Raw genomic sequence first — 22,614 nt, 5'->3', positions numbered from 1 at the left:
ATGTTTGATGCTGGAATGACCGGCGAAAGGCCGGTCATGAGAAGTCATTAGTCACGGTAGCCGGTGAAGTATTCGGCGCATTCAACGAGCTGCTGTTTGGTCAGCATAAAGACGCCATCACCGCCGTTTTCAAACTCCAGCCAGGTGAACGGGATCTCAGGATATTGTTCCATCAGATGTACCATGCTGTTTCCTACTTCACAAATCAGCACGCCGTTGTCCGTCAGGTAATCCGGCGCACAGGCCAGAATACGACGGGTCAGTTTCAGGCCGTCAGTGCCGGAAGCCAGGCCCAGCACAGGTTCGTGGCGGTATTCCTGTGGCAAATCAGACATGTCTTCTTCATCCACATACGGCGGATTAGTGACGATCAGGTCGTATTGCAGCGGCGGTAATTCGCGGAACAGATCAGAACGGATCGGCGTGACCCAGTTCTCGATGCCGTGCGTATCAATATTGCGTTCAGCCACGGCCAGCGCATCGGCAGAGATATCCACCGCATCCACTTCGGTTTCCGGAAACGCGTAGGCACAGGCGATAGCAATACAGCCGCTGCCGGTGCACATATCAAGAATATGCTCAGGTTTCTCGTGCAGAATGCCGGAGAAGCGGTGTGTGATAAGCTCACCAATCGGCGAGCGTGGCACCAGAACGCGCTCATCGACATAAAATTCCATGTCACAGAACCAGGCTTTGTTGGTCAGGTAAGCCACCGGCACACGTTCATTGACGCGGCGGATCACGCGCTCCACGATGCGGTGACGCTCACTGGAGGTCAGACGCGCAGTGTGCATATCTTCAGGGATATCCAGCGGCAAAAACACGCTCGGTAACACCAGTTGCACGGCTTCGTCCCACGGGTTATCGGTGCCGTGACCGTAATAGACATTGGCTGCGTTCAGGCGGCTGACGGTCCAGCGCAACATATCCTGAATGGTATGCAGTTCACTGACCGCTTCGTCGACGAAAATTTTGTCCAATTTTATTCTCCAGGCATGCACGGGTTTTTAACAGACGTTTAACCCATAATTTGCCGCATAGTTTGCCACGAAGCCCGTCACAAATCAGCAGCTAGTCAACGCACTTGCGCGATGTCTCGAAGAATTTAACCCTGAGTTTTCTTTAAACCACAGGTCGCCCGCAGGTACACTGTCGGCATTGTGCGAAAAAGACGACCCGAAAATGAAGAAAAAGCACCTGCTGAGCCCGGAAGAAGCCGCGATATTTCGCGAGGCCGTTCCGGGCGTCAAGCGCCTGAAAAATGACACGATTACCCATCCACCACGGCGAAAAAAAGTGACGCAAATGTCGCCTCAAAAGCTGCTGCAGGAGCAGGTGGACGCAAGCTATTATTTTTCTGATGAATTCCAGCCGATGTTGCAGGAAGAGGGTCCGGTACGTCATGTCCGGCCTGATGTCAGCCATTTTGAATTGAAAAAATTACGCCGCGGGGATTATTCCCCGGAACTGTTTCTCGATTTGCACGGGTTAACGCAAATGGAAGCCAAGCAGGAATTGGGCGCGCTGATTGCCGCCTGTCGCCGCGAACATGTCCATTGTGCCTGCGTGATGCACGGGCACGGCAAGCATATTCTCAAGCAGCAAACGCCGCTGTGGCTGGCGCAACATCCTGACGTCGAGGCATTTCATCAGGCGCCGAAAGAGTTCGGCGGCACCGCCTCGCTGCTGGTGCTGATTGAGCTGGATGACAAAATCAGCTAACCCCGGCTGGCGAAACACAGAAAGCAGAAAGGCACAGCGCGTTCACACGGCTGTGCCTTTCTTTTGTTTACTTTTCCATCCCGGAAAATTAAACCTTTGCCATCACCTGGCACGGACTAAATTGCCACTCGAAAGTGCCCTGCCCGGTTTCACCATTCAGTTCCACACTGGCCATCGCGGAAGTGGCAAACATTGGCGGGCACAGACCCGGACACAGTTCCGCGACCAGATAGCCCACCAGCGGCAAGTGAGACACCACCAGCACGGCATTCACACCGGTCAGCGCCAGATGTTGCAACTCGCTGGCCACCAGTGCGGGATCGCCGCCCGGCGTCAGTTCTTTCAGCGTATCGATTTCAACGTTGTCTGGCAGCGCCAGGCTCAGCCGCACTTTTTCAAGCGTCTGCTGCGCACGCAGATACGGACTGACCAGAACGCGATCAATTTTGACGCCACGGCCATTGAGCCAGGCTGCCATATGTACTGATTCGTCACATCCGCATTCGCTTAACGGGCGAACCGAGTCGCTTGCAGCTTCAAGAACCGCATCACCGTGACGCATAATAACAACTTGCATATTGCACCGCTTTTGTTAACAAAAATAGCGCTATACAGAAACGCTTTGCGTGCTGTATCACCCATTGCCCAGCGTTTTTTCATCGTCGTTTCACAACAAAAAAGCTGAAAGGCAGTACATCCACTTAACCCGCCTGGCCACATGCTTTGCATGGTCAGCATCAGCGGTCGGGCATTCTGCCTGAAAGTTCACGTAAAGAAAACGCTGTTTTTTACACCAACCCTTACCGCATGTAAACTATTCAGGCTAATTTTTAACCACTCGGGTTGTAGATCAATCGTTTGGGTTTGTTCTTGTACAAAACCGACCTCCCCATAAAAAAGATCCCGCAGGCTTAAGTATGGCTGCAAGCAGGATCTGTTCCACACTCTCGCGAAATACATCGTCACACAGTGACGGAGGTCACACTGCGTCGGCAATTTCCTTCGCCTCGCCTTTCGGATAGAAAAGCCCGCCGTTCGCCGCGCGAAGCACCAGGCCTTCGCACGGCGTAAAGTGTTCACCGTAACGCTGCGCCAGTTGCTCCAGGGTTTTCACCGCGTTTGCCGCCCCCAGCGTATCAATGTAGCGGAACGGCCCGCCGCGAAACGGTGGGAAACCGATGCCAAATACCGCGCCTAAATCGCCATCACGCGCGCTGCGGATCACCTTTTCATCCAGACACCGCACCGCTTCATTGAGCATCAGCATCACACAACGTTGGGCGATTTCCGTCTCCGGCTGCTGCACTTTCGGGGTGACGTTGAGCAGGCGATAAACGGCAGGATCGACCTGCTTTTTCTTAGCCATGCGCCCTTTCTGGGCATAAAGATAGAAGCCTTTGCCGTTTTTACGCCCTTTGCGATCGTCTTTGAGCACCGCATCAAAACCGGCGGGCGCAGCAAATCGTTCGCCAAACGCATCCACCAGAATCGGGCTGATTTTAGTGCCGACGTCGATCCCTACTTCATCAAGCAACTGCACCGGCCCGACCGGGAAACCAAAGCTGACCAGCGCTTTGTCGATATGATCGATGGGTTCGCCAGCCAGAACACAGCGCGCCGCTTCGTTGATGTAAGGCGCAAGAATGCGGTTAACGTAGAACCCGGCACTGTCACCCACCACAATGGCTGTTTTTCCCTGTTTCTTCGCCAGCGACACTGTTGTGGAAATCGTCTGCGCACTGGTGCCGGCATGAGGGATCACTTCCACCAGCGGCATTTTATCCACCGGGCTGAAATAGTGCAGACCAATCACCTTTTCAGGTCTTTCCGCCTGTGCGGCTATCTGATGAATAGGTAAAGAAGAGGTGTTTGAAGCGAAAATAGTGTGCGGAGCGGCATTTTTCTCAATCTCCGCCACCATGCCCTGTTTCAGCGCCAGATCTTCGAAGACGGCTTCAACCACCAGATCCACCTGCGCAAAGCCGCTGTAATCGGTGGTGCCTGAAATAAGCATCATCTGGCGTTGCTGTTCATTGCGCGTCAGTCTGCGGCTGCGCACTTTTTTCTCCAGCAAATCCCAGCTGTATTTCAGCGCATGGCGGATACCCTCGACATTGATGTCTTTGATACGCACCGGCAGCCCGGCGCGGGTGGCCGTAACGTTAGCGATACCCCCGCCCATCAGCCCGCCGCCAAGAATGCCGACACGGCGAAGCGGCAGCGGTTGGGCGTCCGCACCTGTTTCTTTTTTCAGCGCCGTGGACGCAAAGAATAAGCTACGCAGCGCAGCGGATTCAGGCGTCATCACCAGTTCGCCAAAGGCGTTTGCTTCCGCCTGATAACCGTTACCGCTGCCCTGATCCAGACCGGTTTTCACCACATCGATGATTTTTTCGGTGGCCGGATAATTGCCGTGGGTTTTGGCGCGCGTCTGTTTGCGCACAAAATGGAACAGCACACTTTTCCCCAGCGGTCCGCCCGCCAGTCTTGCCTGCCACGGCAGCACAGGGCGCGCCCTGCGGCCTTTGGCTACGCGTTCCAGCGCCGTTTGCAGCAAGATCGAATAAGGTACAGCGTCATCCACCAGCCCCAGTTTCAATGCCTGTTTCGCCCGCAGGCTTCGGCCGGTGAGCATCAGTTCCAGCGCTTTCGGCGCACCGATTAAACGCGGCAGGCGCTGCGTACCGCCGGAGCCTGGCAACAGGCCAAGTTGCACTTCCGGCAGGCCGAGCTGAGTTTTATCATCCAGCGAACAAATGCGGGCATGGCAGGCCAGCGCCAGTTCCAGACCGCCGCCGAGGCAGGCACCGTGAATGGCGGCCACCACCGGCACGGAGAATGAGGCAATCTGCGACATCACCGTCTGGCCTTTCAGCGCGAGCTGGCTGGCCTCTGCGGCGGTTTTGCAGCCGGCAATCATGGTGATATCAGCACCGGCGATAAAAGAATCGGGTTTGCCGGAAATCAGCACCAGCCCCTTCAGATTCGGATACTGCTGCGCTTTATGCAGAATAGAGGAGATTTGCTCAGCAAATTCAGCCTTTAAGGTATTCACTTTTTCACCGGGAACATCAATGGTGATGATGCCGATATGTTCGTTGGTAAACATCAGTGAAAACGCGGAATCCGGCGCTGTGATTGAGTTTTCCATGCTGTCTTTCATTGTGCCGCCTCCAGGATCATCGCCGCGCCTAAACCCCCGGCGGCGCAGGCCGTCGTCAGGCCGTATTTTCCGCCACGGCGGCGTAATTCATGCAGTGTCTGGGTGATCATGCGCGCGCCGGTGGCGGCAAACGGATGTCCGTAAGCCAGCGAACCGCCAAGCACATTGAACTTATCCCAGTCGATTTCCCCCACCGCTTCGCTGCGCCCCAGTTTTTCACGGGCAAACTGCTCGCTGCCCAGCATTTTGATGTTCGCCAGCGTCTGTGCCGCAAAAGCTTCATGCATGTCGATCAGATCGAGATCGGCAAACGTCAGCCCCGCCCGGTCAAGGGCGATCGGCGTGGCGTACGCCGGGCCGAGGAGCATATCTTCCCAGACATCGATGGCGGCAAAGGCAAAACTTTTCAGATAGCCGAGCGGCTGCAGGCCAAGCTCACGGGCGCGGGACTCGCTCATCATCAGCACTGCGGCGGCGCCGTCCGTCAGCGGCGTGCTGGTGGCGGCGGTGACAGTGCCATGTTTGCGGTCAAACGCCGGACGCAGTTTGGCATATTGCCCGATCTCTGAATTGAGGCGGATATTGTTGTCTTTTTGCAGCACCTCGCGGTACGGCGGGATCTGCGCGGCCATTACCTGACTGTTCAGGTAGCCCTGTTCCCAGGCCAGCGCCGCCAGCGTGTGGGAACGGTGCGCCAGTTCGTCCTGCTGCTGACGGGTAATGCCGTGGCTTTTCGCCATCTGCTCGGCGGTGTCGCCCATGCGCAGGCCGGTAGAATACTCCGCAACCGCCGGAGGTACCGGCATCAGGTCACGCAGTTTGAGTTTACTGAACAGCGACAAACGCTGTGACAGTGTGCGGGCTTTGTTGACGTCAACCAGCGTGCGGGCGAGACGTTTACTGACGCCAATGGGCAGCACCGAGGAAGAATCTGCGCCCCCGGCGATGCCGACGCTGACCGTTCCGCTGAGAATGCTTTCAGCCACATTCGCCACCGCCTGAAAACTGGTGGCACAGGCGCGCGAGACGCTGTAAGCATCGGTCGAGACATTCATGCCGGTGCCGAGCACAATTTCGCGCGCAATGTTCGGCGCTTCCGGCATTTGTACCACCTGTCCGAACACCAGCTGATCGATAACTTTCGGGTCAATCCCACTTTTCGCCAGCAATTCGCTGACCACCATTTTGCCCAGATCCACGGCGGGGATGCCGTGGTAGGCGGTGGCCTGTTTCGCGAATGGCGTGCGTAAACCATCGACAATCGCAATGCGATCGCCTTCACGCGTTACCAGTGGAATGACCTTGTTCATACATGCTCCTGAGTAAATAGGGTCTAAGAGGTCTGACCTGATAACTCAGTTTTAACCATGTATTTACATTTGGCAAAGCGAAAGCGGCCGAAGTGCGAGCAACAGCAAATTTTTCTGAAATTAGAATGAGAAGGAAAGCAGGCGGGAAAGGATGACGGACAAAAAAATACCGCTGCGGGCGGGCAGCGGCATGTGAAATGCTCAGGTGGGATTATCTTAAAGCCAGCTGGAAGATCATGGTTTCAGCCTGGCAGCTAAAAGTGAAATCGATATTCAGCTCAACGCCACCGTCCACTTTTTCCATGCGGCTGGTGATCTCGCAGGGTTCAGATTCGACACCGCGCGCACGTTCGGTCAGGGATTGCAGCATCTCTTTGGCCTGGGCTTCGTTTTCGAAAACGCGGCTGTAAGAAGCGGTGCAATCGGTGTTGTCCATGATAGTGCCCACATCAACACAACAGCAGGCTGCCGTTTCTTCTGCGCCGCATTTGTTGATGGAGTGCAGAGGTTGGGTGGATTTAGAGGACATGGTTACGTCAGACATAATTTTCTCCCCGGCATCAACGGCAACGTCCACCGTCTGGCCTTTTGCGAATTTAAGATTTATTTTCCTTTCGTATTTTACGCCACCCTCTCCCGCTTCGACTAGCACTTACTTTTTATGTGTGTTTATCGTGCTTCAGATCACAAAATGGTGAAGAACAGATTAAATTTAAGTCAGGTTTCTCAGTTTAACGTTTCTGAATTGAACTTTTAATGTTGGTTTTTTGTTAAGTGGATCCGATTTCTTGCATCAAATAAGAAATATCAATGAAACATGATTGCAACTACACCACAGGTCAGACCTATACTTCGCTCACTGGTCTGATTTGTCAGACTGATAACGGACCCTACAATCCCGCGCTCATTGTTACTCGATGTAACATTGTTTGATAAAAAACATAAAATTGAGGTTTTGGTCATGAACCAGAAAAACCTGTTTAAAAGATCAGCTCTGGCAGCTGCAGTGGCAATTGTTTCTTCCAACGTTTATGCAGCAGGTTTTCAGCTCAACGAATATACCGCTGCGGGTTTAGGTCGTTCCTTCTCTGGTGAAGGCGCGATTGCAGACACCGCGGCGTCTGGTAGCCGCAACCCGGCGACCATGACGATGTTTGATCGTCCGGCATTTTCCATCGGTGCGGTTTACGTTGACCCGGATGTCAGCGTGACGGGCAAATCCCCGGTCACCGGTGCCAGCACCGATGCAGGTAACATTGCGCCGAACCAGTGGGTGCCGAATATTCACTTTATTATGCCGCTGAATGAACAGTGGGCAGTGGGTGCGTCGGCGACGTCTAACTACGGTCTGGCGACCGAGTTTAACGATAATTACCCGGCGGGCCCGATCGGTGGCGAAACCGATCTGATGACCATCAATAATAACTTAAGCGTCGCTTATCGTTTCAACGAGAACTTCAGCTTCGGCGTGGGCTTTGATGCCGTTTATGCGAAAGCAAAAATTCGTCGTACCGCCGGTGAACTCGCCCCGCTGGCGACCCGTGGTCTGATTTCTGAAGATACCGAAGCGGCCAAGCTGAAAGGCAACGAATGGGGCTACGGCTGGAACGCCGGTATTCTGTATGAAGTCGATGACAACAACCGCTACGCCTTCACTTACCGTTCAGAAGTGAAAATTGATTTCGACGGAGAATACCGTAACGGCATTCCACGCGCACTGGGCGGCACTGGCGGTCAAACCGTGCCTGGCTCCCTGACCCTGAACCTGCCGGAAATGTGGGAAGTGTCAGGTTATAACCGCGTTGCGCCAAAATGGGCCGTTCACTACAGCCTGGCTTACACCAGCTGGAGCCAGTTCCAGGAGCTGAAAGCCACCGGTTCTAACGGCCAGACCCTGTTCCAGAAAGACGAAGGCTATCACGATGCTTACCGCATCGCGCTGGGTACCACCTATTACTACGACGAAAACTGGACCTTCCGTACCGGTGTGGCATTCGATGACAGCCCGGTTCCGGCGGATAACCGCACCATTTCGATTCCGGATCAGGACCGCTTCTGGGTCTCTGCAGGGACCACGTACGCATTCACCAAAGATGCTTCAGTGGATGTCGGCGTCTCTTATATGCATGGCCAGACCGTCAACATCAGCGAGCAGGTGTCTGCCAACGCGCCTAAGTATGAATTCCAGGCGAAAGGAACGGCCATGTTGTACGGCGCGAACTTTAACTACAGCTTCTGATGAGTTGAGTGTGACGCCTGAAATGAAAAAAGCGCCGAAAGGCGCTTTTTTTATGGCGACGAAACGGTTATTCCGAATCGATATCTTTCAGGTCACCCTGAATCAGTGCCGCATTCGGGTTTTCCTGCGGCGTCAGCTGACCGCCTCTCGCCAGGAAGTCGTGACGCTGGAAGTAAGCTTCACGGATCATCAGGTAAGGATCAGAAGAGTTACGAATGATGCCATCAGAATCCAGCAATTCAGCACGGGTTTCGACGCCTTCCAGCACCCATTTACCGGCTGACATCCAGAACGTCAGATAGCTGAGCATCGGATAGAGATCATCGACTAAATCGCCCCCCTCGTCACGCAGGGTCGCGCTGCCATAACCTGGCAGAACGGCGTACGGGCCGTAACCGACACCATAATGTCCCAGCGTGCTGCCAAAGCCCTGCGCCTCTTCACGCGCCAGTTTCGGGTTCGCCATTCCTGCCACGTCAATCAGACCGCCCATCCCTAACAAGGTGTTCAGGAAGAAGCGGTTGAAGTGGATCGCCGCGCGGTACGGGTCACCTTTGAGCAAGGAGTTCACCATGCTGGCCGGTTCGTCGAGGTTGCTGAGGAAGTTACTGGTGCCGTTACGCGCCGGTTGCGGGACATAATCACGCCACGCCACGGCAACAGGCCGCACCAGATACGGATCCATATAGTTATAGTTGAAGTCGAACATGACCCGGTTGAAACCTTCCAGCGGATCAGAACGTCCCTGCTGTTCGCTGTCAGAGGATCCGGACGTGCCGGCACAACCGACCAGTAAAACGGTCGCAAACGCCAGCCCAGTCAGGCGTAAGTTCATGGATATCTCCCTGTTATTGATCTTCGGCTCTCTGATTACGGAACCTGCTGATTAATTTCAATGCTGACCTGACCGTTACCGGCAAAATCTGTCAGCGGACTGTCGCCGTACCAGTCACCCGAAGCTGGCGTCGCCAGACCATTCTGTGAAATACGAACGCGTACTTTTAATTGATGCAGCGAAGAAAGCAAGCGTTCCGGCATCATCGCATTACTGTCGTCCACGGTGATCGCCAGCGGGAAGCGGCTCAGGGGCAGTTTTTTCACTGCCACCGGCACCGGGCTGCTGCCGTCGGTCACCGAAATAAAGACCGTGCCATCCTGCGGCAGTGTCTGCTGAGCCGTGGCAGAAAGGCTGACGTTGACGGCCAGTTTTGCCTGATCGGCACCGGACTTTTGTTTCGCCTGTTCGATACTGGCACGCACCATCTCAAGGCGCTTGTCACCGACGGGCAGAATTTTCAGCATAACTTCCCACGCACCAATCGCTTGCGGGTAGTGCCCCTGTTCAAATTCATTATAGGCCAGCAGGCTTAATACACGCAGGTCACCCTGAGATTTTTCCAGCATACCGCGCAGGAGATTTCCCCCGGTAAGGTTATCCTGCGGATCGGAAGAGCGGGTTAACACTTCGGCATACCCGAGTTTTACCGCCACATCATCCGGCGCAAGGGCATATGCATGGGCGTAAGCCTGCGTCGCCGTTGCGCCATTATTGAGCGCCATACCAACGCGGCCAAGCATCACCCAGTCCTGCACATTTTTCGGATCGTCCTGTAACTCAGTGCGCAGGCCTAATCCTAAATCCTGTACATCCATAATGGTCAGCGGTGTGCCGCGATCGTCTGCGATGCGGTGACGCAAATCGGGCATACGCTGCATCACCTGATTCCACGCACTCACCTGCCCCAGCCCCCCGGCGTAGAGATACACTCCCAGCGTGATGATCACCAGCAACAGTGCGCCCGGTACCAGCGTCCAGCGCGCGATCGGCTGCGACGCCGCCGGTGCCTGACCGGCCGGAATATCGGTCAGCAGATTTTCCTGTAATTCCTGAATATGCGCCGGACGTTCATCCACCACGCCCTGCGCTTCGTCTTCTTCCAGCTCACTTAACCGGTGATGATAAAACGCTTTGTTCAGCGCATCGCGCGTGGTGTGTTCGCGGCGGTCGCCGCGCAGAACCGGCACGATAAACAGCGCCAGCGCGATGACCAGCATCACCAAAATACACAGCCAAAAAATACTCATGATCCTTTCCTGTCGCTGTCTTTAAGTAACTGCGCCAGGCGCTGTCTCTCTTGTTCAGGCATCTGTTGTGCGGCGGTTCTGCTGCTCACCGGGCCACGGCGGGCGCGCATGAAAATCATTGCGCCGCCGATGAGCACCACCAGCACCGGTCCCAGCCACAAAATCAGGGTCGATGGCGTGACCGGCGGTTCGTACGTGACGAAATTGCCATAGCGCGCCACCATGTAGGCGACGATTTGCTGGCGATCTTGCCCCTCTTTCAGCAACTGAAAGACTTTGGTGCGCATGTCAGCGGCGATAATCGAATCAGACGCGGCGATGTTGGTGTTCTGGCATTTCGGGCAGCGCAGTTGTGCCGTGATGTCGCGATACGCCTGTTCCTGCTCCGGCGAGGCAAACTGGTAGGTGTCGATGGCGGCAAACGCGCTGACGCTCAGCATCAGGCCGAGCACTAACGCCGGCAATGACGAAAGCATTTTCATGCGCCACCTCCGTACTTTTTGTACAGCGGCAAGACTTCGGCCTGCCAGACTTTCTCATTTAAGTCACCGGCATGGCGATAGCGGATGATGCCCTGACCGTCGATCAGGAAGGTTTCCGGTGCGCCGTAAACGCCGAGATCTAAGCCTAACATGCCATCGCCGTCGTACAGGCTCAGCATGTAAGGATTGCCCAGCGTATTCAGCCAGTTCACCGCTTTCTGCCGGTTGTCTTTGTAATTGAGCCCGACCACACGCACGCCGGTGGCGGCAAGCCGGTTCAGATAATCATGTTCAGCCCGGCAGGTCGGGCACCAGGTCGCCCAGACGTTGAGCAGCATCGGTTTGCCATCGCGCAGTACCGACTGATCGTAAGTTTTCCCGGCCTCGGCCAGCGATTCCAGCGTAAACACCGGCACAGGTTTGCCGATAAGCGCAGATTCCAGCAGGGTCGGATCATCGCCGTTGGCATTGCGGGTCAGCTGCACCAGAAATGCCGCCGCCAGCGCCAGGAACAAGAACAGCGGAATAAAGAGGAGTTTACGGTTCATGCGTCTTCAGCCTCCGCCAGACCTTGTTTTTTGAGTTTTTTACTCATGCGGTATCGCGGATCCAAAATACACATCACGCCACCGGCTGCCATAAACAGGCCACCCAGCCATATCCAGCGGACAAAAGGTTTGTAGTACAAACGCACCGCCCACGAACCGTCGTCCATCTCTTCACCCAGCGCGGCGTAAAGGTCGCGCGCCAGATTGCCGTCAATGGCCGCTTCGGTCATCATGCTGCGCGCCACGCTGTAGAAGCGTTTTTCAGCATGCAGCGTGGTGATTTTTTTGCCGTTCTGCGTGACGTCAATATTCGCCTCACCGCCGGTATAGTTCGGACCGGTAATATCGCGAACGTCGCGGAAGATAAAGTGATAGTCATGAATATCCACGGTATCGCCGGCTTTCATGCGCACATCACGCTCAACGCTGTAATTCTGGCTGAACGCGATGCCGATCACCGTCACCGCCACGCCCAGATGGCCGAGCACCATGCCCCAGTGGCTGCGGGAAAGTTTGGTCAGGCCGCGCCAGAACGAGTGGCGATGCGTGGCGCGTTCGTGCAATTCCATCAGGGTAAGCACAATCACCCACACGGCCATCAGCATGCCGACCACGGTCATGCCGACGATCTTGTCCTGCAACAACCACGGCAGAAGAATCGACAAGACCAGCGTGACCAACAGCGCCACGCCCAGACGACGCCACAGTTTGCTCGGCTCATCACGACGCCAGCGCACCAGCGGCCCGATGCCCAGCAGCAGCGCCAGCGGCGCCATCAGCCAGGTAAACATCGTATTGAAGAAGGGTTCGCCGATAGAAATACTGCCCATACCCAGTTGTTTATGGATAAGCGGCAACAGCGTGCCGAGCAGCACCACCAGCATCGCCGCCACCAGCAGAACGTTATTGCTGAGCAAATACGTTTCGCGCGAATGCAGTTCGTGACGGCTCGGCGCACGCACCGAATTACCTTTGATGGCGTACAGCAGCAGCGAACCGCCAATCACAATCACCAGATAAGCCAGAATAAACATGCCGCGCGCCGGATCCGAGGCGAACGAGTGAACCGACACCAGCACGCCGGAGCGCACCAGGAATGTCCCGAGCAGACACAGCGAGAAGGCGGTGATCGCCAGCAGCACGGTCCAGGCTTTGAACGTCCCGCGTTTTTCCGTGACGGCGAGCGAGTGGATCAGCGCCGTCCCTGCCAGCCACGGCATAAAGGAGGCGTTTTCAACCGGATCCCAGAACCACCAGCCGCCCCAGCCTAATTCGTAATAAGCCCACGCCGATCCGAGCACGATACCGATGGTCAGAAATACCCATGCGGCCTGCGTCCACGGACGTGACCAGCGCGCCCACGCGGTATCCAGGCGCCCTGCCATCAGTGAAGCAATCGCGAAAGCAAATGCTACGGAGAAACCGACATATCCCATGTACAGCAACGGCGGATGGAAAATCAGGCCGATATCCTGCAACACCGGATTGAGGTCACTGCCGTCCACCGGGAAATTCGGCAATGAGCGGATAAACGGATTCGAGGTCAGCAGGATAAACAGCAGGAAGCCGCCGGTGATCATGCCCATCACGGCCAGCACGCGCGCGATGGCATCCTGCGGCATCTGGCGGCTGAACAATGCCACCGCCAGCGTCCAGCAACTGAGCAACAGCACCCACAACAGCAGGGAACCTTCGTGCGCGCCCCAGGTGGCCGCCACCCGGTAATACACCGGAAGATGGGTGTTGGAATTGTTCGCGACATAGGCGACGGTGAAATCATTCACCACAAACGCATGGACCAGAATAATGAATGCCAGCGTGATGCAGGCAAACATCCCGTAAGCCAGCGGACGCGCCATCGCCATCATGCGGCTATCCTGCCGCGCCGCGCCCCACTGCGGATAAATACTCAGTAACACCGCCAGACCTAATGCCAGACAAAGTGCAAATGTTCCCAGTTCCGGCATCATGAGCGGTCGTTTCCTTTCTCGTTACCCACATAGGCCGAAGCAGGCCCTTTGTGGTTTTCTTTCATGGCGTCGGCGACTTCCGGCGGCACATAGTTTTCATCGTGTTTCGCCAGAACCTGAATGGCATTCACCACGTTTCCCGGTTCCATCACGCCCTGCGCCACCACGCCCTGCCCTTCACGGAACAGGTCGGGCAGAATGCCGTTGTAGGTCACCGCAATCGCCCCGCGCGCATCATAAATTTTAAAACTCACCTGCAAACTTTTCGGGTCACGTTTTACCGAACCGGGCATCACCATGCCGCCGATGCGCAACCGCTGGCCAACTTCCGGCATTTCGTGGTTTTCCCCTTTGCCCTGCAAAATTTCACCCGGCGTATAGAACAAATCAATATTGGAGCGCAGCGCGTACATCACCAGCGTGATGCTCAGGCCAAGGCCGATCAGCACCAGCAGCGCCAGCGTCATGCGCTTTTTACGACGTGGATTCACAATAACTTCTCCGGGGAGGTGTCCGGTTCCAGCGCTGACGTCTGTGCGCCAGGCTGTTTTTTAGACTGAGACTGAATAATGCGTTTTTCGCGGGCCTGACGGCGGCGGACCTCATTGAGGATCTGGCGGTGCTGCACGAAGGTGTGCGCCACCAGCGCAATCAGGGAAATCAGCGTGGCGGCAACGGACAGCCAGACATAAAACGCATAGCCGCCCATCGCAAAGAAATCATGCCAGCTTGAGAAGGCAGGGCTCATCCGCGACGCTCCTTATTCAGCAGGCCAGCCACCCACGGACGCAGACGCTCCTGAACCAGGATCAGGTTACGTAAGCGCATCAGCGTCAGGGTAATAAAGAAGAACAGATAACCGAAGATCGCCCAGCGCAGCGGGTAGCGCATACTCGGGTCGATGGTTTGCTGCATATTGGTCGACCCCTGATGCAGGGTGTTCCACCATTGCACGGAATAATGAATGATCGGGATATTCACCACGCCGACCAGCACCAGAATACCGGCCGCACGCCCCGCCAGACGGCGATCGTCGAACGCGTTGTAGAGCGCAATCACGCCAAGATAGAGGAACAGTAACACCAGCTCGGACGTCAGACGTGCGTCCCACACCCACCAGGTGCCCCACATCGGTTTGCCCCAGGCAGAGCCGGTAACCAGTGCAATGAACGTGAAAACAGCCCCCACCGGTGCCATGGCAGCCACGGCCAGATCGGACATTTTCATCTGCCACACCAGCCCGATAAAGGCGGCGATAGCCATGCCGCTGTAAATTCCCATCGACCAGATGGCCGCCGGGACATGAATATACATAATCCGGTAACTGTTACCTTGCTGATAATCCGGCGGCGCGTAGCCAAAACCCCATACCCAGCCGATCAGCAGGCAGGCAATGCCAAGCAGCCCGAGCCACGGAATGAACCGGCCACAGACGTGGTAAAGCCGTTCAGGCCTTGCGAGTTGATGTAACCATTTCCACATTGTTATCGTTGCTCACTCTAAAATGTCACTGTGCGGGTTGCCGTGGAGCCTCATCGGGCTCTTGCGCGGTCAGACAGCGGTCTTCCGCACTTACTTAGCAATCTCTCTATTTTTGATCATAGAGAAATGTGATGTTAGTCAAAGGTTGCGTTTTTTCTTCCGTATTGTAACGACAGGTAAAATAATTCCACTTCACACGGCGCACAGACACAACTGTCAGTGGACGCTCACTCTCAGCGCCGCCGCCGTGGCGAAGGGCGCTAACGTCGCACTGCCCGCCAGCATCGCGCCGAGGATAGCCAGATAACCGTCGATCGGCATCGACATCGACGCCGCATCAATCGCGCCGGTGGAAAAAATCAGTACCGGAATATACAGCGGCAGCACCAGCAGGCTGAGCAGCACGCCGCCTTTGCGCAGCCCGACGGTGAGCGCCACGCCAATCGCACCGATAAAACTCAGCGTCGGCGTGCCCAGTAACAGGGTCAGCGCCACCGCTTTCCAGGTTTCAAAATCCAGCGAAAGCAGTAAAGCAACCAGCGGTGACAGGAGCAGTAATGGCAGACCGGTCACCACCCAGTGAGCACATACTTTCCCCACAACCGTGAGCGCCAGCGGCGAAGGCAGTAACAGCAGTTGCTCGAGCGTGCCATCCAGATAGTCATCACGGAACAACCTTTCCAGCGCCAGAAGCGAAGACAACAGCGCCGCGACCCAGACAATACCGGGTGCTATCCGCGCCAGCAGCTTAGGCTCCGGGCCAATGCCTAGCGGAAACAGAGTGATCACAATCAGGAAAAACCACAGCGGGTTGATAATTTCGGCGCTTTTGCGAAAGGCAATTTTCAGTTCACGTCGCAGGACTTTAGTAAACATTCCGTCTCATTTCCCCAGGCGTCACGCCAGCTCTTCGCTGGTCAGACGGAGTTTTCGCACGTCACGGCTCACGCCCTGCAAATCCTGATGCGTGGTCAGCAGCACCATGCCGCCCTGCTCTGCGTGTTGTTCAAACAGGTTGATCAGCGTGGCAACGCCTTGTTTATCAATGGCGGTCAGCGGTTCATCAAGGATCCATAACGGCGCGGTGCTTAGCCATAAACGCGCCAGGGCAACGCGGCGCTGCTGTCCGGCGGACATTTGCGCCACTGTCACATCCTCGTACCCCAGCAGCCCGACATTGTCTAATGCCTGATAAATCGCATCGGCATCGGCTTCAGCCTTTCCGGATGGGCGGTTAACAGACAGATAGAAGGCAAGGTTTTCAAACGCAGTAAGCACTGACTTTACGCCGGGCTGGTGGCCGAGATACAGCAGCTGCTGATGAAAAACGTCGCGCTGACGGCGGGTATTCACGCCCTGCCAGCGAACTTCACCGGCGTCCGCAGAGGAAAGCCCGGCAAGAATGCGCATTAAGCTGGTTTTACCGGCGCCGTTGCGCCCCTCAATCTGCACGATTTCACCCGGTTCGAGGGTGAAACTTAAGCCGCTGAACAAGGTTCGCTCATCGCGAACACAACTCAGATTAAGGGCTTCAAACATGAGGATATCTCTTATTTTTCACAAGTACGCATCATATCACAGGCGTCAGAGGCGACGCAGCGCAAGGTGCCACAGTTTACATGGCTGAAAACCCTGAAATCCAGCACACAATCCACAAATTGTCCCATAAGGTTCATGGGTTAATGCTTTGTAACTTTTATGTATATTTGCTCATAAACGCGTTGTCTCGCCTATGCTTATCCCTGAACACATTTTAAAGCCGCCTTGCGGCACACCGAAGGAATCACCATGCAACAAGAGCACAAAAAACAGGGCAACAGTGACGTCGACAGTGACGAGCACGCACAGGGCAAAGAGATCGAAACCGGCGAGGACAATTTGCCGTCCAAAGCCGCAGCGGTACACGAAGTTATCCGCATGGAAGGTGAGAAAGAGCTGGAGCGCGACGGGCAGGCTTTATTGTGGTCAGCCATCGCCGCCGGGCTTTCCATCAGCGCGTCATTAATGGCGAAAGGCATTCTGCACGCACGCCTGCCGGATTCCCCGGAACGGTTCTTCATCGAGAACATCGGTTATACCGTCGGGTTCATTATTGTCATCATGGCGCGCCAGCAGCTGTTCACTGAAAACACCGTGACGGCGGTTTTACCGGTGATGCAAAAACTGACCGGCAAAAATATCCTGCTGCTGCTGCGGTTATGGGGTCTGGTGCTGGGCGGCAACATCCTCGGCGGCGGGATTGCGGCGCTGGCGTTCCATCTGGTGCCGTTCTTCGATACCACCACTGACGAAGCCTTCCGCACCATCAGTCTGGAGATCATGGAGAAAGGCCCGGAAGCCATGTTTGTCGGCGGAATGGTGTCCGGCTGGCTGATTGCCACGATGGTGTGGATGATCCCGTCAGCCGGTACCGCCAAACTCTGGGTGATCATGCTGATGACCTACATGGTGGCAATAGGCGACCTGACGCACATCGTGGTCGGTTCGGTGGAGGTTCTCTACCTGGTGTTCTCCGGCGCAATCCCCTGGTATGAATTCATCTGGCCGTTCGCCCTGCCAACGCTCGCGGGGAACATCGCCGGTGGCACCTTTATCTTCGCACTGATCAGCCACGCGCAGATCCGTAACGACATGAGTAACCAGAAGAAAGCCAAAGCCAAAAAAGAGGAACAGGAAGCCGCGAAGAAAGAGGCCGCGAAACCGTAAACGTCAGTAAAACCGCCGCAACTGGCGAGGAAACGACCAAACGGCAGGCTAACGCCTTATTATTGAGAGAAAAACGGGTATACTACGCGGGCGCTTTCCACAGGCGCCCGTGTCTCCTTAGTTAAACGGATATAACAAGCCCCTCCTAAGGGCTAGTTACAGGTTCGATTCCTGTAGGGGACACCATTTTTAGTTCTCATTATGTTTTTTTAAATCTAAAAGACTACTGTCTCAGACAACTCATTTAAACAGCTCATGCTTATCTACGTTCGAGTCCCATTTGCCGCCTCTAATGACGCAAGCAAGATAGTGAGTCAAAGGAGCATAACTTAATTTGGATAATCTAAAAAATCGTTCAAAATCATGATTATTTTCTTTTAAAATAAGCATCAATCTCCGCTAAAGAAAAATATTTCTTCTGATATTTATCATCGTCTGATATATATATAACGAAAATCATAGGATTGGAGGCACTCCCTCTAAAAACAGATAAATCTACGTCAGATATTATTTTACTATTGGGTAACTCTGACACTATCTTAATTGCATCGTGAAAATAATTTTCATATTTCTTATTAGCCAATGAAATATAGGGAATGCCATCCTCTACAACTGCCAGTTCTATTTTCTTGTATGTATAACCAGCATATTCATCTCTAAGTTCAACCCTCTCCAACTCATAAGAATTACTTCTAGTTTGCATTTTATAGTATTTAATACCTCTTCCTTTCATTACTTTCATAACAAATTTATGCAAATATGTAAGACTCCTACAACCAAAATATATTGCTTTTAAACTATTATATTCATACTTATATTTCCCAGACACAGCTGTCACTATTCTCAACTCGCGTTCATGACTCCATCTTTCTGACTTCGTTGCTATTAACTTTTTGTTGAGAGCACTTTGTAAACTTTTTGTTTTTTGAAAAACAAATAAATCAGTGAAGGTTAAAGTGGGAACTTCTTTTTGATATATCACATCTATGATAAGTTCATCTCGCATCCTGTAAGATACTAATTCATCAAGCTCATACTCTAGGCAGAAACCTTTATGCGAATTAGCATAGTAAGCCCATAAAATTTCATCACCATAATTTTTACTCAATGAATACACACCAAATTTACCGGATAATTCAATATATTTATTTAAAACATCCAGTGCATTATTTTTTATGTCATTTAAATTATCACCCTCAAGATAATTGTCCATCAAGTTGAGTTTAAAGCCCCCTTCATCAAGAATATACTTAGCTTCAAAGATATCGTTTAAACTATCAATAGGAGCACTATATATTTCATTATTGATAAGGCTTCTCAAATCCCGTTTTAATGCTAGACCCTCTCCACTTCTGTATTTATATACTTTCACTCTGCATCCTAATAATTTTTCGTATCTACATAAAGCTCAAAACCATGTTGAGCCCTTTTTATTTTTTTAATAATGATTTTTTTCCCTTCAATCACATCTAGTAACTTGTTTAAGGCTTCTGTATCTGCCGAAAACCCTAGAATTATGCAATCAATAGCCTCATCAGAATAGGTACAAACTCGATAAAAGTCCGTCTCGGAAATTGCTAAGTCATTATGAATAAAACGGTATTCTTTTTCGTAAGCCCATGCTTCTGACTTACTGAATATAATATTTTTAGCTAAATTACTACCGTCATACGTTCCTTTCATAATATTTACTGGTTCATTATTGTAAATTACATTTCCAAATTCTGAAATTGATAAATCCCTGAGCAATATTTCTTTTTTAAATCTTATGCAAAATCCTGTGTGTGAATCAGCATAATGAGACCATAACAATGGATTGGTGGATGTTGTAGAGAAGCAACATACAAAACTCCTAAGTAGAGTTGCCGCAACAATATTAAATACAGGTGCTAACTCATGAGATTGTACACCTAAAGTATCTATCAATAACTGACTATCCTCCATTTGTTTATTGATGACTTCTTCAAGAATGTAATGGTTATTCTTAGCAATCTCAAACATGCTACTATTGGTTGTGTTTTTATAAATAAACTCCTTCAATGACCCTTTACTCATTAAATTAACTGGAACATTAACTGAGCAATCGAATGGATCATTAAATTTAACACCTTGCGAGAACCATATTTTATTTTCCTTCAAAGCATTTAGACTATTCTTTTCAAATTTACGATATTTGTATATATACAAAGCGGATATCCTTATTCTAACTTTGAAGCTCTTAATGTCCATTATTATAACTTAACGCATGAAGACGCTCAAATGTCGAAAAATGCACTACACCGCACCCACCAGAAGTTTTTGTAATGCATAAGTTTTTCAGTTTTCATTTTCTACAAACCGATACGCCAGACCGCACCGCGCCTGGGGTTATCTCGTAAATCCCAAACTGAAAAGATTGAGATGAATTTCAGTATTTTTCAGTTTTACGTGAAAATGAGTCACCGAAAAAGGGGGTGGTATATGGCTGGGGTAAAACATGAGAACTCTTGCGCCATGCGCTCTGGCAGCACAAGGGATAAAAACAAAACTGAAAAAAATGTAAGGTTAAGACCAGCGGCTCCCTATTTGAACTTTCTATCAACAAGCTGATTTCTGCGAACTGCCATAATTATGTCTCACTAACGCACTTTACCTTTTCCTGTTGTTACTCACAGACAATGTCATATGAGTGGGCATTTATTCCCGCAGGGGCTCAGCGAGGGATACTCCGCGCAATCATCTTAAGATCCTAAAATATGTCTTGGTACTGGGACTACACGTATGGAAACACCATCCACCCCTTCAAATCCTGTTCATCTTGCTCCAAAAATATATCCCTCCTTCTCTTTATGCACATCCTTTAGCCGCTCAACTACTGTTCAAATATCAGCATTGTTTATGTGGTTTTCAGGTGTATTCTCGTCGCAAATAATTACAACCCATACAGCAACGACAGGGATGCAGTGCCATCATGCGCTTACTCGGATTTGTTCTTTTTGCGATCACGCTTTTATTCAATACCGCAACGGCAAAACAGCATACACAGTCTCCGCCTCAGGATAATGAACTTGTCGAGCAAGGGGATTACACCAACTCTGACGGGCAGGAAATTCACCGTCCGGCGCATACGAAATCGGGTAACGCGCCCGATGGCGCATCGGCTCAGTGCAGGGATGGCACCTACAGTTTCAGTACGCATCGACGGGGGACCTGTTCCAGACACGGGGGTGTCGCTGCCTGGCTCAACTGACAGCAATCTCCACAAATTCCCAGTTTTGAGATCTCACGCAAACTTTCCTGCAAAAAATTTGTTTTACTTACACATGTTAAAAAATGTTACGTAAATGAGTTCGTAATGAAATCTAAGATGTAAGTAAGGAAACTTTGATGAAGACTTTGACTACTTTTTGCCTCGCCAGCCTGTTTTCTGTCAATGCATTCGCCCTCACCGGCAACGATGCGACCACCAAACCAGACCTTTACTATCTGAAAAACGATCAGGCGATCAACAGCCTGACGTTGCTTCCGCCGCCACCTGCCGTCGGCAGTATCGCGTTTCTCAACGATCAGGCCATGTATGAACAGGGCCGGTTGCTGCGTTCAACCGAGCGCGGTAAACAGGCTGCTGAAGACGCTAACCTGAGCGGCGGCGGCGTGGCGAATGCCTTCTCCGGTGCGTTCGGCTCGCCGATCACAGCCAAAGATACGCCGGAGTTGCACAAGCTTTTGACCAATATGATTGAAGATGCCGGCGATCTTGCGACCCGCTCAGCCAAAGAGAAGTACATGCGCATTCGTCCGTTTGCGTTCTACGGCGTGCCGACCTGTAACACCACCGAGCAAGATAAGCTGTCGAAGAACGGATCCTATCCTTCCGGCCACACCTCTATCGGCTGGGCGACCGCGCTGGTACTGACTGAAATCAACCCGCAACGTCAGGATCAAATCCTTCAGCGCGGTTATGATCTGGGCCAGAGCCGTGTGATCTGCGGATACCACTGGCAGAGCGATGTCGATGCCGCCCGCATCGTCGGCTCCGCGGTGGTCGCCACGCTTCACACCAACGACGCCTTCCAGCAGCAGTTGAAGAAAGCCAAAGAAGAGTTTGCGAAACAACATAAATAAAGCGGCATCATGATGTGACGCTTTGGTCAGACAGGCGCGGTTCAGCGCCTGTCTGACACCTCAACCGCCTGTCACCACCCCGGCACCGCGCCACCGTTAAAGATTTTCTCTGCCGCCTTCGCCACTTCTGGCGACTGGTAAGAATTCAGAAACTCCTTCACGTTCTGCGCCTCTTTATTGTCTTCCCGCGAGACCAGAATATTGACGTAGGGAGAGTTTTTATCTTCGATAAACACGCTGTCATGCACCGGCGAGAGTCCGGTTTGCTGAATGTAGGTAGTGCTGATGATCGCCACGTCAACTTTCGGGTCGTCCAGCACGCGCGGTAACTGCGCACCTTCCAGCTGCATAATGTTCAGATGATGCGGGTTTGCAGTGATATCCAGCGCCGTCGGCAGCAGGCCGGTTCCCTCTTTCAGGGTGATCAGTTTTTCTTTTTGCAGCAGCAACAGCGCACGCCCGAGATTGGTCGGATCATTCGGGATCGCGACCGTCGCGCCTTCGCTGAGTTGATCAACGGTTTTAATTTTCTTTGAATAACCGGCCATCGGGAAAACGAAGGTATTGCCGACGGCGACCAGATGATAGTTATGCGCTTTATTATCCTGTTCAAGGAACGGGCGATGCTGGAAGACGTTCGCATCCAGATCGCCATGCTCAGTGGCATCGTTCGGCAGTAACGAACCGCTGAAACCGACCAGCTCGACCTCCAGACCGTATTTCTCTTTGGCGACTTTTTTAGCCACTTCCGCCACATCCTGCTCGGCGCCGTTAATCACCCCCACCTTAATATGTTTCGCATC

General features: G+C 52.8%; 23 protein-coding genes and 1 tRNA gene. 6 read left to right on the top strand and 18 right to left on the bottom strand.

Annotated elements, in window-relative coordinates:
- Positions 1-47 precede the first annotated feature (47 nt).
- Entirely contained in the window at positions 48-980 is a 933-nt protein-coding gene (prmB, locus tag ED901_RS24530; protein WP_056782114.1) for a 50S ribosomal protein L3 N(5)-glutamine methyltransferase, read from the bottom strand.
- Positions 981-1,182: 202 nt separating this feature from the next.
- Here prmB and smrB point away from each other — a divergent pair, with 202 nt between their 5' ends.
- Positions 1,183-1,722: an endonuclease SmrB gene (gene smrB / locus ED901_RS24525; RefSeq protein ID WP_056782366.1), complete on the top strand. Its 540-nt coding sequence runs from the start codon at positions 1,183-1,185 to the stop codon at positions 1,720-1,722.
- A gap of 88 nt (positions 1,723-1,810) precedes the next feature.
- Here smrB and sixA read toward each other — a convergent pair whose 3' ends face one another.
- The 4 genes from sixA to ED901_RS24505 all read right to left on the bottom strand — a co-directional run bounded on the left by sixA (position 1,811) and on the right by ED901_RS24505 (position 6,739).
- Positions 1,811-2,299, bottom strand: coding sequence for a phosphohistidine phosphatase SixA (sixA, locus tag ED901_RS24520; RefSeq protein WP_056782111.1), 489 nt, complete (start codon positions 2,297-2,299; stop codon positions 1,811-1,813).
- Positions 2,300-2,701: 402 nt separating this feature from the next.
- Positions 2,702-4,885, bottom strand: coding sequence for a fatty acid oxidation complex subunit alpha FadJ (gene fadJ, locus ED901_RS24515; protein ID WP_122097518.1), 2,184 nt, complete (start codon positions 4,883-4,885; stop codon positions 2,702-2,704).
- Positions 4,882-6,195 carry an acetyl-CoA C-acyltransferase FadI gene (fadI, locus tag ED901_RS24510; RefSeq protein ID WP_056782106.1) on the bottom strand — a complete coding sequence of 438 codons (1,314 nt, stop codon included), beginning with the start codon at positions 6,193-6,195 and terminating at the stop codon, positions 4,882-4,884. The genes fadJ and fadI overlap by 4 nt, the downstream gene beginning before the upstream one ends.
- Before the next feature lie 211 nt (positions 6,196-6,406).
- Positions 6,407-6,739 carry a YfcZ/YiiS family protein gene (locus ED901_RS24505; RefSeq protein WP_122097604.1) on the bottom strand — a complete coding sequence of 111 codons (333 nt, stop codon included), beginning with the start codon at positions 6,737-6,739 and terminating at the stop codon, positions 6,407-6,409.
- A gap of 417 nt (positions 6,740-7,156) precedes the next feature.
- On the opposite strand from ED901_RS24505, the gene fadL reads away from it, so the two are divergent.
- Positions 7,157-8,434, top strand: a complete 1,278-nt coding sequence (fadL, locus tag ED901_RS24500; protein WP_056782104.1) for a long-chain fatty acid transporter FadL — start codon at positions 7,157-7,159, stop codon at positions 8,432-8,434.
- Between the two features lie 67 nt (positions 8,435-8,501).
- Here fadL and mlaA read toward each other — a convergent pair whose 3' ends face one another.
- The 10 genes from mlaA to ccmA all read right to left on the bottom strand — a co-directional run bounded on the left by mlaA (position 8,502) and on the right by ccmA (position 16,540).
- Entirely contained in the window at positions 8,502-9,269 is a 768-nt protein-coding gene (mlaA, locus tag ED901_RS24495) for a phospholipid-binding lipoprotein MlaA (RefSeq protein ID WP_056782103.1), read from the bottom strand.
- 35 nt (positions 9,270-9,304) lie between these two features.
- Entirely contained in the window at positions 9,305-10,519 is a 1,215-nt protein-coding gene (gene ccmI / locus ED901_RS24490; RefSeq protein WP_122097517.1) for a c-type cytochrome biogenesis protein CcmI, read from the bottom strand.
- On the bottom strand, positions 10,516-11,001 hold the full coding sequence (locus ED901_RS24485; protein ID WP_056782097.1) for a cytochrome c-type biogenesis protein: 486 nt from the start codon (positions 10,999-11,001) through the stop codon (positions 10,516-10,518). The genes ccmI and ED901_RS24485 overlap by 4 nt, the downstream gene beginning before the upstream one ends.
- Positions 10,998-11,549, bottom strand: a complete 552-nt coding sequence (locus tag ED901_RS24480) for a DsbE family thiol:disulfide interchange protein (RefSeq protein ID WP_056782095.1) — start codon at positions 11,547-11,549, stop codon at positions 10,998-11,000. Before ED901_RS24480 ends, ED901_RS24485 begins: the two co-directional genes overlap by 4 nt.
- Complete coding sequence (locus ED901_RS24475) at positions 11,546-13,519, bottom strand: heme lyase CcmF/NrfE family subunit (RefSeq protein WP_056782093.1); 1,974 nt, start codon at positions 13,517-13,519, stop codon at positions 11,546-11,548. Before ED901_RS24475 ends, ED901_RS24480 begins: the two co-directional genes overlap by 4 nt.
- Positions 13,516-14,010: a cytochrome c maturation protein CcmE gene (ccmE, locus tag ED901_RS24470; protein ID WP_056782091.1), complete on the bottom strand. Its 495-nt coding sequence runs from the start codon at positions 14,008-14,010 to the stop codon at positions 13,516-13,518. The genes ED901_RS24475 and ccmE overlap by 4 nt, the downstream gene beginning before the upstream one ends.
- Positions 14,007-14,267 carry a heme exporter protein CcmD gene (ccmD, locus tag ED901_RS24465; RefSeq protein ID WP_056782089.1) on the bottom strand — a complete coding sequence of 87 codons (261 nt, stop codon included), beginning with the start codon at positions 14,265-14,267 and terminating at the stop codon, positions 14,007-14,009. The genes ccmE and ccmD overlap by 4 nt, the downstream gene beginning before the upstream one ends.
- Entirely contained in the window at positions 14,264-15,001 is a 738-nt protein-coding gene (locus ED901_RS24460; RefSeq protein ID WP_056782087.1) for a heme ABC transporter permease, read from the bottom strand. The genes ccmD and ED901_RS24460 overlap by 4 nt, the downstream gene beginning before the upstream one ends.
- Positions 15,002-15,217: 216 nt before the next feature.
- The gene (gene ccmB, locus ED901_RS24455; protein WP_122097516.1) at positions 15,218-15,877 is read right to left on the bottom strand and encodes a heme exporter protein CcmB; all 660 of its coding nucleotides are present in this window, start codon (positions 15,875-15,877) and stop codon (positions 15,218-15,220) included.
- Positions 15,878-15,898: 21 nt separating this feature from the next.
- Positions 15,899-16,540: a cytochrome c biogenesis heme-transporting ATPase CcmA gene (gene ccmA / locus ED901_RS24450; protein WP_122097515.1), complete on the bottom strand. Its 642-nt coding sequence runs from the start codon at positions 16,538-16,540 to the stop codon at positions 15,899-15,901.
- A 249-nt stretch (positions 16,541-16,789) separates the two neighbouring features.
- Between ccmA and ED901_RS24445 the strand changes: the two genes are divergently transcribed.
- Together ED901_RS24445 and ED901_RS24440 are read left to right on the top strand one after the other, a co-directional pair.
- Positions 16,790-17,707, top strand: coding sequence for a formate/nitrite transporter family protein (locus ED901_RS24445; protein WP_056782081.1), 918 nt, complete (start codon positions 16,790-16,792; stop codon positions 17,705-17,707).
- Between the two features lie 111 nt (positions 17,708-17,818).
- Positions 17,819-17,893, top strand: a tRNA-Arg gene (locus ED901_RS24440).
- A 181-nt stretch (positions 17,894-18,074) separates the two neighbouring features.
- Here the strand turns inward: ED901_RS24440 and ED901_RS24435 are convergent.
- Positions 18,075-19,079, bottom strand: a complete 1,005-nt coding sequence (locus tag ED901_RS24435) for a DUF2971 domain-containing protein (protein ID WP_122097514.1) — start codon at positions 19,077-19,079, stop codon at positions 18,075-18,077.
- Positions 19,080-19,087: 8 nt separating this feature from the next.
- Complete coding sequence (locus ED901_RS24430; protein ID WP_122097513.1) at positions 19,088-19,894, bottom strand: DUF2971 domain-containing protein; 807 nt, start codon at positions 19,892-19,894, stop codon at positions 19,088-19,090.
- A 763-nt stretch (positions 19,895-20,657) separates the two neighbouring features.
- On the opposite strand from ED901_RS24430, the gene ED901_RS24425 reads away from it, so the two are divergent.
- Positions 20,658-20,936 (top strand): DUF3761 domain-containing protein, encoded by a 279-nt coding sequence (locus ED901_RS24425; RefSeq protein WP_072158082.1) that lies wholly within the window; start codon positions 20,658-20,660, stop codon positions 20,934-20,936.
- Between the two features lie 137 nt (positions 20,937-21,073).
- Entirely contained in the window at positions 21,074-21,811 is a 738-nt protein-coding gene (gene phoC, locus ED901_RS24420) for an acid phosphatase PhoC (RefSeq protein WP_056774350.1), read from the top strand.
- A gap of 71 nt (positions 21,812-21,882) precedes the next feature.
- Here the strand turns inward: phoC and nlpA are convergent.
- Positions 21,883-22,614 (bottom strand): lipoprotein NlpA (nlpA, locus tag ED901_RS24415; protein ID WP_240994010.1); only part of this gene is annotated, 732 nt, incomplete at its 5' end.

The organism is Rahnella sp. Larv3_ips, from assembly GCF_003697865.1.
GTDB classification, from domain to species: domain Bacteria; phylum Pseudomonadota; class Gammaproteobacteria; order Enterobacterales; family Enterobacteriaceae; genus Rahnella; species Rahnella rivi.
This window is presented reverse-complemented; position numbering and strand designations above follow the sequence as displayed.